Here is a 19958-nt window from a genome sequence, read left to right as displayed (position 1 = left end):
TTTGCGAAGGGCAAGTTTGTGTTGCACAAAAAGTTTACTATAGATATAATTATAAAATCTGATTAAATAGATATGATCAAGAAATTAAAACAAAGGAAGTGATTTAAATAATGGAGTCGCGAAAAAGGAATATAGTAATAGCATTAATGGTAGCAATGTTTCTAGCAGCAGTTGAGGGAACAGTTGTCACAACAGCTATCCCAACTATAGTAAAAGATTTGCAGGGATTTGAAATTATTAGTTCAGTTTTTTCAGTATATTTATTAACCTCTGCAATTTCAACACCTATATATGGTAAACTAGCGGACTTATATGGAAGAAAAAATATACTTTCAATAGGAATAATAATATTTTTAGTAGGAAGTTTCATGTGCGGCTTATCGCAGAATATGTACATGTTAATCATATTCCGTGCAATTCAGGGAATAGGTGCAGGTTCAATATTTACAGTTACATATACAATTGTAGGAGATGTTTTTGAGCTGGAAGAAAGGCCTAAAATTCAAGGACTTATAGGTACAGTATGGGGAATTGCAAGTCTTATAGGACCATTTTTTGGAGGAGTTTTAATTGACGTGCTGTCTTGGCATTGGATATTTTTTATAAATATTCCTTTTGGAATATTATCAGTTATACTTATTCAAAGAAATTTACAAGAAGACTTAAAAAAGACAAAACACAAAATAGATTATCCAGGAATTATTACTTTATCAATAGCTATGATTATATTTTTAAATATTTTTGTATCAACTGATGACATAAGTTCTAATGATAGTATGTTTGTTGGAATATCGGTGCTTCTGACAATTATATTTTTAATAGCATTCTATAAAATAGAAAGAAAAGCAAAAGAGCCAATAATTCCATTTGATATATTCACAAAGACAAGTACAATGGTAAATCTAGTAAGTTTTTTAGCTTCTGCTGTATTAATTGGGTCAAATGTTTATTTACCAATATATATACAAAACATATTAGGTTTTAGTGCTAAAATATCAGGCCTAGCTTTAGCACCAATGTCAGTTGCCTGGCTCTTAGCCTCAGTATTTTTAGGAAAATGTATAGTGAAGATTGGAGCAAAGTCCGTAATAATCATATCCAATGTTATTTTGATTATTGGTACAGCACTATTGCCAACATTAAACATAAATTCTCAATTAATATTAGTATTATTATATGTTGCTATAATGGGTTTTGGATTTGGAGGCGCATTTACAACATTGACTATAATTGTTCAAGAATCAGTAGATTATAGTAAAAGAGGTGCTGCAACGGCTACTAATTCGTTGCTTAGAACATTAGGACAAACAATAGGAGTAAGTGTATTTGGAAGCATATTTAACTTATATATAGTTAAATATTTTACTCAGATTGGAATAAAAGGTGTAGAGCCAAGTAATTTATATAATTCCTCTGCATCTAACCTCACTGTAACAAGTGAACAGATAAAGTTGTCTTTAAATAGTTCTATACATATTCTTTTTATAATACTAGTAGTAATAGGTATATTATCGCTGATATTATCAATAGTAATGCCTAAAATAGTAAAAGGGCAGAAATAGTACAAATCCACAACAAATACTAAATGCTAGTGTTTGTCGTGGATTTTATTCTGAGCCAGTAATATATAATATATTTATTTCTTAAAATATATCTAAATTCTAAAGGTGATTTTTCATTTTTTAAAATAGTCCTTAAATTTATTTTTGTCTAAGTTTAAGTATGCCAATATACTTATCATTGCTAAAATTAAAATAACAATCCCAGCAACTATCTTTATTATTGATGCTTTAGATTCACTGGTTGTGTATTTATTTTCAGTACTGTTTTCTTTTGAATCTTCATTTTGACTTGAGCTAGAATTAATTCCTGTCTTTATAATTGGAAAAGTATTATTAATATTTGAGAAGTTACTTGTTTTAGTGGTAATAATAAGACTTGAATCAATTTTATTTTCATTTGTTTGGGTTAAATCTTGAATTATATTAGTCTCTTTTATCAAGTTATTATTTGTTTCTGCAAAAACTGTCATGCTGGTAGTTATTAATAAAGAAGAAGTTAATAAAATATCAAATATTATTTTTTTACAACTTATAATATTCATATCTATCTCCTCGTATGGGTTATTATTCCAAATTATATATTAAATAATAGACATCAAAGGTTAATAGGGTTTAATGATTAAGTTAATTAAATGTAAAATGGTTGAAATCCTAAGTTAAATTTTTGTTTTATATAATATTTATAAATTTTGAAATTTTTAAAAATAGACTCCGCTGGGATAATTAATTTATGGTCTGATTTAGTTATAATATAGAAGATATATTTATGAAAAGCTATACAAAGATATTGACTAAGTAATAGAAGAAATATAGAATAACATTATTAAATGACATTTAAAAAGAAATTTAAAATGTTCTGCAATCGAATACAATAGGTGAGGAGCTTGTGGTAATGAAATATTTTAATAAAACTGTAGGCATTATTTTAGTTGTAATTTTTCTAGTGAGCAATTTATATTTTGTATACTTATTAAATAATAATAAGACAAGCAAGGAACCAATAAAGCCTAAAATAGTATTGATATCACATATAAAGACGAATCCTTATTGGCTAAGTATAAAGGCCGGTGCAGAAAAAGCGGCTAAGGAGAGGGGAGCAGTTGTTGAATTTTTAGGACCTACGACTGCAAGCACAGAGGAAGGATTAAAGTTATTTGAGATGGCCGAGTCAGCTAAGGTTAGCGGAATTATAACTTATGTTCAGGAGGAAGGAAAATATACAAAGGATATAAATAGAGCTATGGAAAAAGGTATACCAGTGGTTACAATAGATTCAGATGAAGAAAATAGCAATAGGTTAGCATATGTAGGAACGAACAACATTTTAGCGGGACAAGTTGCCGGAGCAGAAGCAGTAAGGCAGATAGGAAGAGATGGAAATATAGCTATAGTGATGGGAGGAAAGGATGTTAAAAATCAAAAGGAAAGAGTGGAGGGATTTAAAGAATATATAACTTCTAATTCTAATTTAAAAATCGTGGATGTGGATTCTTCAGATGCAATGCTTTTGGAAGCTGAAATAATAACTAGGAAAATATTAAATAGAAATAATAAAATTGATGCATTATTCTGTACTTCAGCCCTTGATGGAATAGGAGCTGCAAAGGCAGTAAACGATTTAAATGATAAAGGTAAGGTGAAAATAATATGTTTTGATGATCTGGATGAAACGTTAAAGAATATACAAAATGGATTGGTAGCATCAACAGTAGTACAAAAGAGCAATGAGATGGGGTATAGAGCAGTCAATATCATAATGGATAGAATTGAAGGAAAAACTAATAATTATTCAGAATCATTAACTGATGTACAGTTAGTTAATAAAACTAATATAGGTACTTATAAGCAGGGAGATGATAATTTTGAAAATTAAAACCTTAAATAACAAGTTTATTATGTTTGTCATATGCTTAATTATTCCAATAGGAATCTGTAACATCATATCTTTGGCAATGAGTAAAAATATTGAGGATGAATATGTAAGCATGCTCAATAATATGCTTGTGACTAATGAAATTAAGGAAAATATAAATGATTCTTTAGATAATTTCAATCAATATATATTAAATGGTACGGAAAGTAGTAAGAAAAGTTATGAAAATGAAATATTCCAGGCAAAACAAAAAATAAAGACTTTAAAAATTAATTCTGATGATACCAGTCAGTATATCTTAAGGGATTTAAATAATACCTTGGATTCTTACGCAGAAGATTCACAAAAGACAATTTATGCCTATGAAAATAAGGAAGGATATATTTTTTATTATGATGATTTTATAGCGGCTAAAAACATTGCGTCATATTCTGAAGAATATGCATCGAAATTAATGCAGAATTATTTGGAAACTAATAGCATAGCTTATAAAGAATTAAATAGAAAAAGTAGTTTAATATATGGATTTTTAAGTGTTTATGTAATATTAATTTTAACTATGTGCGTAATATATGCCCTAATCTTTATAAAAAATATATCAAAAGGCTTAAAGGGGATTGTAGAGACGTCCAATAAAGTATCTAAAGGTCAATTTGAATACTATGATGGAAATAAAACTGACATATATGAATTGGATGTGCTTACAGATACTTTTAATACTATGGTAAAAGATATAAAAAATCTTATAAAATCAATTAACGAAAAGCTAACTTTGGAAAAAAAATTAAAAGAAGAAGAGATGAAAAATCTTCAATATGAAAATGCTCTAAAAGAATTTGATTTAAAGGTACTGCAATCTCAAATTAATCCACATTTCTTATTTAATACCTTAAATTGTATTAATGCCACAGCAATGATGGAAAATGCAGTAACAACAAGTAAGCTAATAAAATCAGTGTCTAACATTTTAAGATATTCACTAAGGAGCATGAATGCAAATTCATCATTGGAGGAAGAAATAAATATTGTAAAAGATTATATCTACATTCAAGAGTGTAGATTTGATGACAGAATTAAATTTAAATTAAATGTTAATATGGATATAAAAAAAGTGATGGTTCCTGGAATGACAATACAACCATTAGTTGAAAATGCCTTTATTCACGGAATTGAAGCTAAAGAAGAAGGCGGGTATATAGATATAAATATAAATGATGAAAATGGAAATTGTAATATTATAATTGAAGACAATGGCATTGGAATTAAGAAGGAAATATTAGAGAAGATTAATAATTACAATTATGATTTAAAACATATCGGACATACAACTGGTCTTGGAATAAATATAGTTGAAAAGAGACTTAGATATTTATATAACAAAGGAAATATGTTTAAAATAGAAAGTGAAGAAGGTAAAGGGACAAGGGTTTATTTAAAAATACCTATAATGGGGGATGAAAGTAATGATGAAATTATTACTTGCTGATGATGAGAAGTATGATAGAGAAACATTAAAATATATAATAAAAGATAGGTTTTCAGAAGAACTCGAAATATATGAAGCTAAAAATGGAAGAGAAGCAATTGAAATATCGGAAAGTGTTAAGCCAGATATAATAATAATAGATATAAAAATGCCAGGAATAGATGGAATACAGGCATTAAAGGAAATAAGTGCCAGTCTGCCAAATCTTTATAGCATAATTTTAACGGCCTATGATTATTTTGATTTTGCATTAGAAGCTGTGAAGATAAATGTTAAAGAATATTTGTTAAAGCCATTTGCAAAAGAAGAAATAGTTGAAAAAGTTTCTCTTGGAGTTAAGTGGGTTAAAAAGGAACAAGATAAAAGGAAAAGTGAAATTGAGGATAAGGAGAAGATATATACTTTATTGCCTGTTCTTGAAAATCAGCTAAGCGATTTAATAATAAATGATAAAATTAAAGGTGTAGATTATAGCATGTATTTGCAGTGTTTAAATATGAATTTCAAAAACAGTTATGCAATGGTCATATCACTAAAAAATAAATATGAATATGGTGATATTAACAGTGCTGAAAAAGACAAAATAAAGATGAAGATAGGAGAATATATTAAAGAGTATGTTAATAGAAGATATAAATGCATAGGAAATTATGTGTTCTATGAAGAATTGACATATTTTATACAAATTGATAATGAGGATAGTAAGGATTTTAAGAATCTAGAAGTCAATCTTGCTTTTAATTTAAGAAGAGAAATAAAAAAGAGATTCAACGTTTCAATAAGAGCAGGACTGGGGAAAATAGTTAATTCAGTAGAAGAAATGATAGAATCTTATAGACAAGCTATGAAATCTTTGGTTTACAATTCAGATAGTGTAAATATAATTCACATAGATGATATAGATGATAAATTGGTCAGTGACATGCTTAATGAGATAAAAACAAATCGAAGTAAGAATATTAATAATAAGGTGAAAACGAAACTATTTGAAAATGTAAAAAATTTTATTAAAGAAAATATTGAAACAGAACTAGAACTCGAAAGGGTTGCTAATAATTTTGGCTTAAGCGTGTATTATTTTAGCAGAACCTTCAAGGAGGTAACGGGAATTAATTTTTCGGAATATGTGAATAAATGCAGAATAGATATAGCTAAAGAATTACTTTCGAGTGGAGAGCTGAGTATCAAAGAAGTCTGCTACAAAGTAGGATATAATGATCCCAATTATTTTAGTAAAGTATTTAAAAAGTATGAAGGAATAAGTCCAGTTAATTTTAAAGCATAGATATCCAATTTTGAACTTATGTTGTGATTAACCGAAATTACATACATATTTATTCCATAGGACTTATGAAATTTTCACTGGAAAGTTCTAAGTGAAAGGTTGCACCCATTTCTGCATGTTCCTCAAACAAGTTGATGACAAGCAGCAAATGGAACAACCTATAGAGGAAACTCGACTCACTTTCGTTCGCTGAGTGCTCACAGAGTAAGCGACCATCATCAAATCATAGATTTGAGATGTCTGCTTAAGTGATTCACACAAAATCATAGATTTTGGTTCACTACTTAATAACTTTAGAGCAGCTCAATTTCAAATGCCTATTTCACAAATATGTATGTAATTTCTGGTATAAAGACACACAAAAGTTCAGCAATTATAAATAATAATTCTAGAGATAAGTCTAGTTCATATGTTGCATATCTATAAAGTTAATGTTTTGTGTCTAATCACTGGAATTTTATTAAATTAGAGCAAAATTTTACTATATTAAATCACGTTAGGATAACTTTTATTAAGGGGAGAATAAAGGTTATCCCAACGTGATTTTTGTAATAGCATTCTTAATGATTTCATTATCAGATAGAAATTATTGAGAAGGGTATACCTGGAAATATCACTAAATTAAGATGAATAATTTTAATAACAATGTTGATTAAGGAAAAGTAAATAAGTTATAATTTATAATAATGGTTTCTCAACAATATATTAATGAAATTTAATTTTAATAGCATAGTTAGGAAAACATTGCTTATTCATTGAAAACGTTTGTTATTTTTGATTGTGCATAAAGGGAATCTGAAAAACATTGATATTGCATAACAACTTGATGAAAGAGGAGGAATTTTTATGAAAATCTATGATATTTCGATGTTAATTCACAAGGACATGCCGGTTTATAAAAATAAAGAGGAGAAAAAACCAAAGGTTATTGTGACTGCTAATTATGAAGTAAATTCTTATTATGAGACACGTATTGAGTTAGATACACATACAGGAACTCATTTAGATGCTCCACTTCATATGATAGAGGGAGGAGATACAATAGAAAATATAGACTTATATAAGTGCATTACTCCATGTAAGGTTTTTGACCTTACTTCTGTTCAAGAAAGAGTTACAGATAAAGATATAAAAGATCTTGATATACAGGAAGGTGATTTTGTAATCTTTAAAACTAAAGACTCTTTTAAAGATGAATTTGATGAAAATTTTGTATTTCTTGAAAAAACAGGAGCTGAATATTTGAGAGACAAAAAAATAAAGGGAATAGGTATGGATGTTTTAGGAATTGAAAGAGCTCAGCCAAATCATGAATCTCACAAGGCTATATTAGGTAATGATATAACAATATTAGAAGGATTGAGATTAAAAGATATTAAAGAAGGCAAATATTTACTTTGTGCACTTCCTCTTAAGGTAAAGGGAACAGAAGGAGCTCCAGCAAGAGCAGTGCTAATTGATAATATCAGTTTTTAGAGTTTTTGTAATGTTTAGAAAACAAAATATTACTTAGGGAGGTTAAGTTTTTTAAAATAATCTAGGTTAATATCTTATGAATAAGATTTAATCTAGGTTATTTTTTATGCTTTAGGAATTTTAATGGTAAATAATTGCTATTCTAAGACAGCAATATAAAGATAGAACTCAGCAAATAAATCCATTTTAAACGTTTTCTTAATAAAATATAATTTTAATTGTAAATTAGAGAAAAGCAAAAAGGGGAGAAGAATATGAAATCAAAAAAGATGATTAAATTATTAGGTCTAGCTTTAAGTGGAGTATTGATATTTTCAGCATTAACAGGATGTGGAGCTAAGAATAGTACGCAAACAGCTGCTAGTGGTGGAGACAAAAAAATAAAGATTGGTGTAAGTTTTGATGATTTAAGACTTGAAAGATGGCAGCATGATAAAGATATTTTTGAAGAGGAAGCTAAGAAGCTTGGTGCAGAGGTTGTTTTCCAATCTGCAAATGGTGATGACCCAACACAAATGTCTCAATGTGAAAATCTTATTTCTCAAGGAGTAAATGTATTAGTAATAATACCACATAATGGAGAGACAATAGCACCTATAGTAGATGAAGCTCATCAAAATAAAATAAAAGTTTTAGCTTATGATAGGTTGATTACTAACAGTGACTTAGATGATTATATATCATTTGATAATGTTAAAGTAGGAGAATTGCAAGGAAAAGCAATTACAGATAAAACTCCAAAAGGAAATTATTTCATGATGGGAGGTTCTCCAACAGATAATAATGCAAAATTATTTAGACAAGGGCAAATGAATATAATTAAACCACTTGTAGATAAAGGTGATATAAAAATAGTAGGAGACCAATGGGCAAAAGATTGGTTAGCTGAAGAAGCTATGAATATAATGGAAAATGCATTAACTGCAAATAATAATAAAATCGATGCTGTTGTCGCTTCAAATGATAGTACTGCTGGTGGAGCAATACAAGCATTGCAAGGACAAGGCTTAGCAGGAAAAGTATCAATTTCTGGACAAGATGCTGATTTGGCAGCATGTCAAAGAGTTGTAGAAGGAACTCAAACAATGACAGTATATAAGCCTATTAAAGATCTTGCTACACAAGCAGCTGATTTAGCTGTAAAAATGGGTAAAGGTGAAAATGTTGAAACTAATGGAAACGTAATAAATAACGGACAAAAAGATGTTCCATCTGTATTACTTACTCCAATAGCAGTAACAGCAGATAATATGAACGATACTGTTGTAAAAGATGGCTTCCAAAAGTTTGAAGATGTATATAAAAATGTACCAGAAGATAAAAGACCAAGTAAGTAAATAACATATTAGGGCTTAAAGTATAAATTTAAGCCCTAATATAGAAAGGAGAGATGTATTTCATGAGTGAGTATATTTTAGAAATGACAGATATAGTTAAAGAATTCTTTGGAGTAAAAGCATTAGATGGAGTAACGTTGAAAGTAAAACAAGGAGAAGTACATGCGCTTTGTGGTGAAAATGGAGCAGGAAAATCTACTCTGATGAAAATTTTAAGTGGAGAATATCCTGTTGGTTCATACTCAGGGAAAATAGTTTTCGAAGGAAAAGAACTTAAGCAAGTAGGTATAAGAGATTCTGAAAAAGCAGGCATAGCAATTATTCACCAAGAATTAGCTATTATTAAGCAGCTATCAATAGCTGAAAATATTTTTTTAGGAAATGAAATTAATAATCACGGAATTATAAGTTTTAGTGAACAATTAAATAAAACAAATGAATTATTAAAAAGAGTTAAGCTTAACATTAGTCCGCTTACTAGAGCTGGCGATTTGGGAATTGGTCATCAGCAATTAGTTGAAATTGCAAAAGCTTTGTCTAAAAATGCAAAATTACTAATCCTTGATGAGCCTTCAGCATCACTAAGTGAGGGTGAAGTTGAGGTTTTAATGGAAATACTAGACGACTTAAGGAAAGACGGAGTTACATGTATTTATATATCCCATAAATTAAATGAAGTTACAAGAATATGTGACAATGTTACAGTAATTAGAGATGGGGCAACAATAGGTCAAGTACCTGTTAAAGAAATAAATCAAGATAAATTAGTGCAAATGATGGTCGGAAGAGAAATGAAAAATTTATTTCCACGAGAAGAACATGATATAGGAGAAGTATTTTTTGAAGTAAGGAATTTTAATGTTTTTGATCCTTTTAATAGAAATATAAAAAGAGTAAAAAATGCTAATTTTACACTAAGGCGTGGAGAAATACTTGGAATTTCAGGATTAGTAGGTTCAGGCAGAACCGAAATGGTTGCAAGTATATATGGCAGCTTCCAAGGCGAAAAAAATGGTGAAATATATTATGAGGGAAAAAAAGTTAATATCCAAAATCCAGGACAAGCATTAAGTAAAGGAATAGCCATGGTTCCAGAAGATAGAAAGAAAGATGGAATAATTGCTGGAATGAGTGTGGCTAAAAATATAACAATGAGTAATCTCATAAAATATAAAAAGCCGCTTAATGTAATAGATAATGATAAGGAAATGATGGATATTCTTAAATATATTGACGATATAAAGATTAAGACTGCATCAACAGAATTACCAATAAAAAATTTAAGTGGTGGTAATCAACAAAAAGTAATACTCGCCAAAAATCTTTTAGCTGAACCTAAAATATTGATATTAGATGAACCAACTAGAGGAATTGATGTTGGAGCGAAGTATGAGATTTATAAGTTGATATTTAAATTGGCTAAACAAGGAATATCTATAATAATGGTTTCATCTGAATTAACAGAGGTGCTTGGAATTAGTGATAGAATTCTAGTAATGAATGAGGGCGAAATAAAGGCAAGCTTGGAGAATAACAATTTAACTCAAGAGATGATTATGAAATATTCTGTAGGCAATAAAAACGAGGATAAAAATGTGATTAAGAACGAAGAGACTATAACTTCTGTAGGAGGGGTATAAAATGCAATTAAGTAAGAGTGTAGATTCAGAGAAAGTGAAGAAGTCGGGGTTAAATGTAATATTTAAATCTAAGATGACAACAATATTAATAGCAACAGTAGCAATATGGCTTTTATTTACCGTTTTGACAGGAGGAAACTTTTTGTCAACAAGAAATTTATCCAATTTAATTAGACAAATGTCAATTACAGGAGTACTTGCAATAGGTATGGTTTTTGTAATTATTTTAGGAGAGATAGATCTTTCAGTAGGATCAACTCTCGGATTACTTGGAGGAATTGCAGCAATACTAAACGTTTGGCTCGGTTTCTCAGCTGTACCAACTATAGTAATAACATTAATACTTGGGATAATCATAGGAGCTTGGAATGGATATTGGATAGCATTTAGAAATGTGCCCTCCTTCATAGTTACCTTAGCAGGTATGCTTATTTTCAGAGGTGTATTAATAGGCGTTACTAATGGAAATACTGTAGCACCACTTACAAACGATTTTAAAGTAATAGGACAAGGATATTTGCCAACAGTTTTAGGATACTTATTAGTAGTTCTAGCAGTTGCAGGTGCAGCATATTTAGTCTTAAATAATAGAAAAAACAAGATTAAATATAACATTGCAGTTAAACCAATGACTTTTGATGTTTTGATTATAGTAGCAATTGGAGTCGTATCATTAGTATTAGTATTAATTTTAAATGATTATCAAGGATTTCCAATACCAGCATTTATAATGTTAGTTTTGGCATTAATCTTATCATTTATAGGAACAAAAACTATATTCGGAAGAAGAGTTTATGGAATAGGCGGAAATAGAGACGCCGCAAGATTATCAGGAATAAATGTAAAGAAACATATTATAGTTGTATACTCAATGGTAGGTTTACTTGCGGCAATAGCCGGTATATTATTAACAGCCAGATTAAATGCAGGTTCAGTTGCAGCTGGCCAAAATGCAGAACTAGATGCAATAGCATCCTGTGTTATAGGTGGTGCAAGCTTAAGCGGTGGTAGTGGTTCAGTAGCTGGAGCATTAATTGGTGCTCTTGTAATGGCAAGTGTAGATAATGGTATGAGTATGATGAATACACCAACGTTTTGGCAATATATTGTTAAAGGATTAATATTGTTATTTGCAGTATGGATTGATATATCATCTAAAAATAAGAAATAGTAATTAGTGAAGTTAATACTAAAAGTAAAATTAATTGTATTACAATAGCATGAAAAAATAGAAAAAAATAAATTTAAAGTATGTCCAAAAGTTTACAATGAAAACATTGACATGCAGTTATAGATATGCTAGAGTGAAATAAATGATATAGTATGTAACTGGTAGGTATGCATTAACTATACATAAATATTTATTGAAGATGTTTATGTTAGTTAATGCTTTTTTGCACGTAAAAGGCATAAGGCATCTAAAATGTGCAAAAAAGATCTCATGTAAGGAGAAGAATTATGAAAGATAATATTTTTAGTGTTTTGCAACGTGTAGGAAGATCTTTTATGCTTCCGATTGCTATTTTACCAGTAGCAGGTTTATTTTTAGGTATAGGTGAGTCGTTCACTAATAAAACAATGCTGGATACTTATGGACTTGCAGGTTTAATTGGACCTGGCACATTTGTCAATGCACTTCTTTCAGTAATGAATGATTCAGGAAACATTGTATTTGAAAATCTACCTTTAATATTCGCAATAGGTGTAGCAATAGGCATGTCTAAGAAGGAAAGAGAAGTTGCAGCGTTAGCAGCAGGAATTGCATTTCTTATAATGAATGCATCAATTGGTGCCATGATTAAAATTCATGGTGGAACAGAGGCTCTTTTAACTGGTGCATCAACTTCAGTACTTGGAATTACTTCATTACAAATGGGGGTTTTTGGTGGGATTATAGTGGGGCTTGGTACAGCAGAATTACATAATAAGTTTTATAAAATTGAATTACCGCAAGTATTATCATTTTTTGGTGGAAGTAGATTTGTTCCAATTATAAGTTCAATTGTTTATTTAATAGTTGGAATTTTAATGTTCTATATTTGGCCCCCAGTTCAGGCTGGTATTTACAAAATTGGAGATCTAGTACTTGCATCAAGTTATGCAGGAACATGGGTTTACGGATTGATGGAACGTTTATTAATACCGTTTGGCCTTCACCACGTATTTTATTTACCATTCTGGCAGACAGCCGTTGGAGGTACAGCTGAAGTAGGTGGAAAAGTTATTGAAGGTGCCCAAAATATTTTTTTTGCAGAACTTGGAACTCCAGGAATAACACATTTTAGTGTTTCTGCAACAAGGTTTATGTCAGGTAAATTTCCGCTTATGATATTTGGTTTGCCAGGAGCAGCGCTAGCTATGTATCAATGTGCTAAACCTGAAAAGAGAAAAGTGGTAGGTGGATTATTATTATCAGCAGCATTAACTTCAATGCTTACTGGTATAACAGAACCAATTGAATACACATTTCTATTCGTAGCACCAGCATTATATGTGGTGCACTGTGCGCTTGCGGGACTTGCTTATATGCTAATGCACATTCTAGGTGTTGGAGTAGGTATGACTTTTTCTGGTGGATTTATTGATCTATTCTTATTTGGTATTTTACAAGGAAATGCTAAAACAAGCTGGATATGGATTGTAGTTGTAGGAATTATATATTTTGTAGTATACTATTTATTATTCACTTTCTTAATTAGGAAATTTAATCTAAAGACTCCAGGCCGCGAAGATTCTGATGAAGTTAAACTTTATACCCGAAGGGATGTAGAAGAAAGAAAGAATGCTCAAAATGAAGAAGCAGATGAACTTTCAGCTATGATATGCAGAGGTCTTGGAGGAAAGAAAAATATTTCTGATGTTGACTGCTGTGTAACTAGATTGAGGTGTACAATACACAACGCCGAATTGGTAAATGAAGATTTATTAAAGCAAACTGGAGCATCAGGAGTGTTTCACAGAGGGTCAGGTGTTCAAATAATGTATGGACCAAGAGTAACGGTTATAAAATCAAATTTAGAAGATTATTTGAATGGAGCACAAGATGAGGAAGTTACTAGCCATACAGTAATAGAAAAAGAATCAGAAAAAAATATTGATAAAGATATTAAAAAACAAATTCAAGGAAAAATTATAAGTACAATAATTTTAAATAGCCCATTAACAGGTGAAACAAAAGATTTATCTGAAGTACCAGATGAGGTATTTGCAAGCAAGATAATGGGAGATGGGGCTGCGATTGTTCCAAGTGAAGGAAATGTCATAGCTCCAGCAGATGGAGTGATAAGTTTTGTATTCCCATCAAAACATGCAGTGGGGTTAACAACAACTGATGGACTTGAACTACTCATTCACATAGGAATAGATACAGTAAAGCTTGATGCAAAGGCCTTTGAAACTTATGTGGAAGAGGGAGATCAAGTAAAAGCTGGGGATAAAATATTAAGTTTTGATTTAGAATTTATAAAAAATAATGCACCGTCTATTGCATCACCATGCATTTGCACTGCATTAAATAACAATCAAAAAGTGCGTTTGTTAAAAACTGGTAACATTAGAGCAGGAGAAGCTTTAATTGCAGTTGATATATTTAAATAATAAATAAAAAAGGGGAGGCATAAAATGTTCAGAGTGATAAAAGCACTAAATCATAACGGTGTGCTCGCTATAAACATGGATAACTATAAAGAGTATATCTTGCTCGGAAAAGGTATAGGTTTTGGGAAAAAGGTCAATGAACGTATTGAAGCTCCAGAAAATGCACATATATATCTTTTGCAGCAGGAAACTGAAAGAGGACTTACGAAAGAGATAATAAATAATATAGAGCCTCAGATCTTAGAAATTGCGAATAATATCATTATGGAAGCAGAAAAGAAATTTCAAAAAGTAGACGTGAATATTTTATGCCCACTTGCAGATCACATTGCATTTGCAGTAAAAAGAATAAAAAATAATGAACAAATTAGTAATCCGTTAGCGCAAGATATTAGAGCTTTATTTCCAGAAGAATATGAGGTGGCATGTAAAGGAAAGGATATCATCAAAGAGATAGAAGGAATTGAAATAAATGAAGATGAGATCAGCTATATAGCAATTCATATTCATTCAAGTTTGGGAAATGAAAAAGTATCACAAGCAATGGAAATAGCAACGTTAGTTAGGTCATGTATTACGTCCATTGAAGAGAGTACAGGAAAGAAAATAGATATAGAATCATTATCCTATAATCGTCTTATGAACCATATCAAATACATGGCGGCAAGGATGTTAAAAGGAGAAACAATAAAGCTTGATATGAATGATTACATTAGTGAAAGATTTCCAAAATCATTTGAAATTGCTGAAGGAATATGCAAAAAATTAGGTAAGGAATTAAAAAGAGAAATCAAAGCTGTTGAAATTGGATACCTTGCAATGCATATTGAAAGAGTATTTGCAGATGAATTAGAGCAATAAAGAGTGGAGTAGTTTGTGGCTATTCTTCACTACTAAAGCTAAAACCCATAGCAATTCAGAAATGTGTTGTTATGGGTTTTTGTGTAAGAAAGTATTCTTTATAATATATCTAATATCTCTACTGTGTATTTTTCACCAGGAGCTTCAACTTCAACTACATCATGAATACTCTTACCGAATAACGCTTTTCCTAAATCTGATTCTATACTTATAAGCATATTTTCAGGGTCTAAATCCATAGTTGTTACTAAAGTAACAACAGCTTCATCGTCATCTTCTATAAATTTAATTTTAGCCTTACTGTTAATTCCTAGCACAGATTTATCCACATGTTCATCATCTATTACAGTTGCTGTTGAAATCATAGTCATTAAATATTGAATTCTGTTATCATTTTCTCTATAATTTGCACAAGCTTCTTTATATTCTGCATTTTCAGATCTATCACCATGGGCAGCAGCTATTAATTTTTCTTTTGCTATTTCAGCTCTTTTTACGGTTAATCTATATTCTAATTCTTCTTCTAATTTGTTCATATTCTCTTTTGTAAGTGTATTATGCATAGAAAATTCCCCCTAAAATATATTATGTTAATATTATATAATATATATAGAAAAATAAAAGGTACTTTTAAATATTATGATAAATCGCATTAAAAATATGATGTTAGATGTGGTTGTTATTTTTTGATCGTGCCTGATATATTAGGAGATGAAAAGTGAGAGAAAATATTAAATTGAGATGCCCTGAATATTTTAAGGAATTCAGGTGCATTGGTGGAATGTGCGAAGACAATTGCTGTGGTGGATGGGATATACACATTGATAAAACAACTTTTGAACAATATAAGAAAATACAGGACAAAAGAACCAATAAATATGTTAATAAAAATATATTTATTAGAGATAATTGCAAAAATATTAATATTGATTACGGTCAGATAAAATTGAAAGATAATAAGTGTCCATTTTTAGATAAAGACAGATATTGTTCTATTCAGTTAAAATTAGGAGAAGAATATTTATCAAATGTCTGTGCCTCTTTTCCAAGAGTCATAAATAAAATAGATGATTATTATGAAACGTCTCTTGATATTTCATGTATAGAAGCTGCAAAAATTATACTTTTAAAAAGAGATGGAATAGAGTTTGAGGAAGCTGAAGATACTTTAGGAAAGTATGCAATATCAGCAAGTATTATTACTGATGATAAGGCCATTAAAGATACAAATCTTAAATATATAAAAGAGATAAGAGACATTAGTATAAAAATAATAAAAAATAGAAAATTTGAATTAAGTGAAAGATTATATATTCTTGGCAGCTTTTTAGAAATTATAAGAAAGGAATTATGTTATGACTATAATAATGTAGCTCAATTTATAAATAGATATAAGATAGATTCTTTTGGCGGGGAATTTAAAAGAAATAAAATAAATTATATGCTTCAATTATCATTTTTTAGGGATATGCTAGAAAAACTAGATATAATTGAAGGTAATTATAGTGATTATTTCAAAGAAAGAATGAAAGAAGTTATGCTTGGATTTAGATTTAATGAGGATGAAAGCTTAATGGAAAACTCAGATGTTTTTCTAAAAGCTTATGATATATGTGAAGAAAATATCTTTAGAAATTATAGTTACATTTTTGAAAATTATTTAGTTAATCACATGTTTAAAGAACTTTTTCCGTTTTCAGAAAGTGATATATTAATAAATGACTATATTATGATGCTAATTAGATTTTCATATATAAGATTTTATATTGTAGGACAGTATATTTACAAAGGGACAATTTCAATAGATGATATAATAAGGTTTATTCAATCCTTAACAAAAGAAATTGAACATGATAAGACTTATTTAAGTGATATTCTTCAATACGTAAAGGAAAATGAATTAGATAATAGAAGATTTGCTACGATACTTTTATAAGTATTTTACTTTAGATATGTGAAAATAAATAGCTCGGTATATAAGCGATGTAGAATGATAAAAAATATACTTGTTATTTTTTATTGAGCTTTATTTAGTAAAAGAATGATTTGCGACAAATTGTAATTTGTACGGGAATGAGATATAATAAAGCAAAAATATTATGACAATTACAAGAAATATTGCGAGTTTAATAAGGTTATTTGTTGTTCTATTCTATATTGTGTTCATATAATATTGCAAATTGTAAGAAAATAATTTGGAGGAAAGAGCATGGGCAGAAAAGATTTTTCTAATTTAGAAGATCAAATTAGGGATACAGTTAAAAATGCATTTGATGCTATAGATTTTGCGGGAATAAAAAAAGATATTAATGACAAAACTGAAAGCACCATAAATGAAGTTAAAATAAAGATTAAAGATAAATCACATCATTTAAATAAAAAACTGAAATATAAAGTAAATGATAATTATGAAGAGTTTAATAATATAACTATAAAAGATAAGAAGACTAAAGATATGTATATAGCTAAAAGGCCTGTTGGAAGTATATCTGGTATTTTATATACCGTATTTGGAGCAATTGGAAGCGGAACTCTTGGAATTTTGTTAATTGTTTATTCAATACTTACATCAATTATGGTGGGATTCGCAACTTTTAATTATGTTAGTCTTGGAATTATGGTGGCTTTTTTTTCAGCAAGTGTAGTTTTGACCTTAAGAGGAAGATATTTGAGGAAGAGAGTGAAGCGTTTTAAGGAATACGTTACTTGTCTTGGAGGAAAATATTATTGCCCAATTGAAGAATTAGCTGAGTCAATTAGAATGAAAAATAAATTTGTTGTCAAAGATTTAAAAAAGATGATTGAATTGGATATGTTCCCACAAGCACATATAGATGATGAGCAGACTTACTTTATGTTAAATAATGAAACTTATGAAAATTATCTGAATGCTCAAAAAGTTCTGAAGGAACGCGAGGAAGAAGAACTAAGAAGAGAAAATAAATTAAAAGAAGAAATAAATAACCCAGCAAAGAAAGCGTTGAGAGATACGATTGAAATAGGAAAAAATTATATTGAAGAAATAGGAAACGTAAGTGATTGCATACAGGAGAAGGAAGTTTCAGAAAAGTTAAATAAGCTTAAAAATATTGTAAGTCAAATTTTTAGAAATATAGAGCATAATCCTCGAAAGCTGACAGAAGTTAATAAGTTTATCAATCACTATCTTCCAATGACCTTGAAATTAGTAAATGCGTATAAGGAATTAACGGAGCAGACAGTTCAAGGAGATAATATAAAAAATGCAAAAAGTGAAATAGAGAAAGCTATAGATAGCATAAATGCTGCTTTTGAAAAATTATTAGATGATTTATTTGAAGAAATTGCTTTAGATATATCTACAGATATTTCAGTTCTTGAGACACTATTTACGCAGGAAGGATTAACTAAAAAAGATTTTGAGAAGGAATAGTATACATCACTAGGAAAGAAAACAGCTAACCATGAGAAGGAGGAATTAAAAGTGAATGATGAATTTAAAGAAGATATTGAAGTTACGCCAAGCTTAACCTTTGAACCTTTTAAAGAGGAAGCACCAATTTCTAAAGTAAAGGAAGAAATAAATCAGGCAGAAGCTTTTGATGAAGGTAATTTAACAGTAGAAGAAAAAAAGATGGTAGATGAATTTGTGGAGAAAATTGATATAACTAATACAAATTCAATTTTGCAGTATGGGGTAGGAGCGCAAAAGAAGATCGCGGATTTCTCTGAGACAGCTTTAAATAATGTAAAGACTAAGGACTTAGGTGAAGTAGGAGAAATGTTATCTAACGTAGTAGTTGAATTAAAAAATTTTGATGCAGGTGAAGAGAAAAAAGGGCTCTTTGGTTTATTTAAAAAAACTTCAGAAAAAGTCTCTCATATGAGAGCAAAGTATGAGAAGGTTGAAGGGAATATAAATAAAATTTGCAGTTCACTTGAAAATCATCAAATACAACTTTTAAAAGATGTTGCAATGCTAGATAAGATGTATGAAATAAATAAAGTATATTTTAAAGAGCTTTCAATGTATATATTAGCAGGAAAGAAGAAACTTCAAAAATTAGAAAAAGAAGAACTGCCAGTTTTAGCGGAAAGAGCAAGAGTAAGTGGACTACCAGAAGATGCACAGGCAACAAATGATTTTATGTCTCTTTGCAACCGCTTTGAAAAGAAAATTCATGATTTAGAATTAACTAGAATGATTTCTCTCCAAATGGCACCTCAAATTAGATTGGTACAGAATAATGATTCTCTAATGTCTGAGAAAATACAATCTACTATCGTTAATACTATTCCACTTTGGAAGAGTCAGATTGTACTTGCCCTAGGAGTAGCACATTCTAACAATGCAGTTAAGGTTCAAAATGAAGTGACAAATATGACTAATGAACTTTTACGTAAAAATGCAGAAACTTTAAAAATGTCAACTATAGAAACTGCTAAGGAGTCTGAAAGAGGAATTGTAGATATTGAAACTCTTAAAAATACTAATGAATCATTAATTACAACTCTTGACGAAGTACTTCGAATTCAAACAGAAGGTCGAGAGAAGCGTAAGGCTGCTGAAGTAGAGTTACATAATATCGAGGAGCAGTTGAAAAATAAACTTTTAAGTATTAGGCAGCAATAAAATAATGTGGTTAGAAGTTACAAGTTACTTGAACTTCTTGACATCATGAAAATTCAGGTCTATAATTATGGAAAAGTTAAACAATAAATACGAAGATTGAGAAAAGTAAATTCTATAGCATTTAGCAGAGAACTTATCATTTGCTGGGAGATAAGATTTGTGAAAGAATTGAAAATCACTCATGAGTAGTTAGCTGAAGATATTATTATTGTGTAAGCATGACCGGTAG

The 19958-nt window shown here is 29.6% G+C and carries 15 protein-coding genes and 1 other annotated feature (1 of these 16 running past the window's edge); of the genes, 13 read left to right on the top strand and 2 right to left on the bottom strand.

Translation table 11 applies throughout. The features are described 5' to 3' along the window. Positions 1 to 110 precede the first annotated feature (110 nt). Positions 111 to 1562: an MDR family MFS transporter gene (locus CDLVIII_RS24945; protein WP_009172264.1), complete on the top strand. Its 1452-nt coding sequence runs from the start codon at positions 111 to 113 to the stop codon at positions 1560 to 1562. Between the two features lie 113 nt (positions 1563 to 1675). On the opposite strand, the gene CDLVIII_RS24940 is transcribed toward CDLVIII_RS24945, so the two are convergent. Beyond that, entirely contained in the window at positions 1676 to 2104 is a 429-nt protein-coding gene (locus tag CDLVIII_RS24940; RefSeq protein WP_009172263.1) for a hypothetical protein, read from the bottom strand. A gap of 350 nt (positions 2105 to 2454) precedes the next feature. Here CDLVIII_RS24940 and CDLVIII_RS24935 point away from each other — a divergent pair, with 350 nt between their 5' ends. The 9 genes from CDLVIII_RS24935 to CDLVIII_RS24895 all read left to right on the top strand — a co-directional run bounded on the left by CDLVIII_RS24935 (position 2455) and on the right by CDLVIII_RS24895 (position 15117). Continuing rightward, positions 2455 to 3435: a substrate-binding domain-containing protein gene (locus CDLVIII_RS24935; protein WP_009172262.1), complete on the top strand. Its 981-nt coding sequence runs from the start codon at positions 2455 to 2457 to the stop codon at positions 3433 to 3435. After that, positions 3416 to 4921 carry a sensor histidine kinase gene (locus tag CDLVIII_RS24930; RefSeq protein WP_242835799.1) on the top strand — a complete coding sequence of 502 codons (1506 nt, stop codon included), beginning with the start codon at positions 3416 to 3418 and terminating at the stop codon, positions 4919 to 4921. The genes CDLVIII_RS24935 and CDLVIII_RS24930 overlap by 20 nt, the downstream gene beginning before the upstream one ends. Beyond that, positions 4899 to 6206 (top strand): response regulator, encoded by a 1308-nt coding sequence (locus CDLVIII_RS24925; protein ID WP_009172260.1) that lies wholly within the window; start codon positions 4899 to 4901, stop codon positions 6204 to 6206. Before CDLVIII_RS24930 ends, CDLVIII_RS24925 begins: the two co-directional genes overlap by 23 nt. Before the next feature lie 846 nt (positions 6207 to 7052). Beyond that, entirely contained in the window at positions 7053 to 7682 is a 630-nt protein-coding gene (locus CDLVIII_RS24920) for a cyclase family protein (RefSeq protein ID WP_009172259.1), read from the top strand. A gap of 254 nt (positions 7683 to 7936) precedes the next feature. Next, a complete protein-coding gene (gene xylF, locus CDLVIII_RS24915) occupies positions 7937 to 9019 on the top strand; it encodes a D-xylose ABC transporter substrate-binding protein (protein WP_009172258.1) in 1083 nt (360 codons plus the stop codon). A gap of 62 nt (positions 9020 to 9081) precedes the next feature. Beyond that, positions 9082 to 10659, top strand: a complete 1578-nt coding sequence (locus tag CDLVIII_RS24910; protein ID WP_009172257.1) for a xylose ABC transporter ATP-binding protein — start codon at positions 9082 to 9084, stop codon at positions 10657 to 10659. Position 10660: 1 nt separating this feature from the next. After that, on the top strand, positions 10661 to 11830 hold the full coding sequence (locus CDLVIII_RS24905; RefSeq protein ID WP_009172256.1) for a sugar ABC transporter permease: 1170 nt from the start codon (positions 10661 to 10663) through the stop codon (positions 11828 to 11830). A gap of 287 nt (positions 11831 to 12117) precedes the next feature. Further along, positions 12118 to 14256 carry a PTS transporter subunit IIABC gene (locus CDLVIII_RS24900; protein ID WP_009172255.1) on the top strand — a complete coding sequence of 713 codons (2139 nt, stop codon included), beginning with the start codon at positions 12118 to 12120 and terminating at the stop codon, positions 14254 to 14256. A gap of 24 nt (positions 14257 to 14280) precedes the next feature. Further along, the gene (locus CDLVIII_RS24895) at positions 14281 to 15117 is read left to right on the top strand and encodes a PRD domain-containing protein (protein ID WP_009172254.1); all 837 of its coding nucleotides are present in this window, start codon (positions 14281 to 14283) and stop codon (positions 15115 to 15117) included. Positions 15118 to 15215: 98 nt separating this feature from the next. On the opposite strand, the gene greA is transcribed toward CDLVIII_RS24895, so the two are convergent. Continuing rightward, complete coding sequence (gene greA, locus CDLVIII_RS24890) at positions 15216 to 15680, bottom strand: transcription elongation factor GreA (protein ID WP_009172253.1); 465 nt, start codon at positions 15678 to 15680, stop codon at positions 15216 to 15218. 155 nt (positions 15681 to 15835) lie between these two features. Here greA and fliB point away from each other — a divergent pair, with 155 nt between their 5' ends. From fliB to CDLVIII_RS24875, 3 genes are all read left to right on the top strand, one after another. Then, positions 15836 to 17053 (top strand): flagellin lysine-N-methylase, encoded by a 1218-nt coding sequence (fliB, locus tag CDLVIII_RS24885; RefSeq protein ID WP_009172252.1) that lies wholly within the window; start codon positions 15836 to 15838, stop codon positions 17051 to 17053. Between the two features lie 273 nt (positions 17054 to 17326). Then, positions 17327 to 18529, top strand: a complete 1203-nt coding sequence (locus tag CDLVIII_RS24880) for a 5-bromo-4-chloroindolyl phosphate hydrolysis family protein (RefSeq protein ID WP_009172251.1) — start codon at positions 17327 to 17329, stop codon at positions 18527 to 18529. Between the two features lie 51 nt (positions 18530 to 18580). After that, positions 18581 to 19729, top strand: a complete 1149-nt coding sequence (locus tag CDLVIII_RS24875) for a toxic anion resistance protein (RefSeq protein WP_009172250.1) — start codon at positions 18581 to 18583, stop codon at positions 19727 to 19729. An 83-nt stretch (positions 19730 to 19812) separates the two neighbouring features. Further along, positions 19813 to 19958 (top strand) — a binding site (T-box leader) (it continues 114 nt past the right edge of the window).

This window comes from Clostridium sp. DL-VIII (genome assembly GCF_000230835.1).
Taxonomy (GTDB): domain Bacteria; phylum Bacillota; class Clostridia; order Clostridiales; family Clostridiaceae; genus Clostridium.
This window is presented reverse-complemented; position numbering and strand designations above follow the sequence as displayed.

What these genes read in the sequence shown, in the direction of transcription:
- CDLVIII_RS24945 (WP_009172264.1), top strand. Translation starts at nt 111, where the DNA reads ATGGAGTCGCGAAAAAGGAATATAGTAATAGCATTAATGGTAGCAATG.
- CDLVIII_RS24940 (WP_009172263.1), bottom strand. Translation starts at nt 2,104, where the DNA reads ATGAATATTATAAGTTGTAAAAAAATAATATTTGATATTTTATTAACT.
- CDLVIII_RS24935 (WP_009172262.1), top strand. Translation starts at nt 2,455, where the DNA reads ATGAAATATTTTAATAAAACTGTAGGCATTATTTTAGTTGTAATTTTT.
- CDLVIII_RS24930 (WP_242835799.1), top strand. Translation starts at nt 3,416, where the DNA reads ATGATAATTTTGAAAATTAAAACCTTAAATAACAAGTTTATTATGTTT.
- CDLVIII_RS24925 (WP_009172260.1), top strand. Translation starts at nt 4,899, where the DNA reads ATGATGAAATTATTACTTGCTGATGATGAGAAGTATGATAGAGAAACA.
- CDLVIII_RS24920 (WP_009172259.1), top strand. Translation starts at nt 7,053, where the DNA reads ATGAAAATCTATGATATTTCGATGTTAATTCACAAGGACATGCCGGTT.
- xylF (WP_009172258.1), top strand. Translation starts at nt 7,937, where the DNA reads ATGAAATCAAAAAAGATGATTAAATTATTAGGTCTAGCTTTAAGTGGA.
- CDLVIII_RS24910 (WP_009172257.1), top strand. Translation starts at nt 9,082, where the DNA reads ATGAGTGAGTATATTTTAGAAATGACAGATATAGTTAAAGAATTCTTT.
- CDLVIII_RS24905 (WP_009172256.1), top strand. Translation starts at nt 10,661, where the DNA reads ATGCAATTAAGTAAGAGTGTAGATTCAGAGAAAGTGAAGAAGTCGGGG.
- CDLVIII_RS24900 (WP_009172255.1), top strand. Translation starts at nt 12,118, where the DNA reads ATGAAAGATAATATTTTTAGTGTTTTGCAACGTGTAGGAAGATCTTTT.
- CDLVIII_RS24895 (WP_009172254.1), top strand. Translation starts at nt 14,281, where the DNA reads ATGTTCAGAGTGATAAAAGCACTAAATCATAACGGTGTGCTCGCTATA.
- greA (WP_009172253.1), bottom strand. Translation starts at nt 15,680, where the DNA reads ATGCATAATACACTTACAAAAGAGAATATGAACAAATTAGAAGAAGAA.
- CDLVIII_RS24880 (WP_009172251.1), top strand. Translation starts at nt 17,327, where the DNA reads ATGGGCAGAAAAGATTTTTCTAATTTAGAAGATCAAATTAGGGATACA.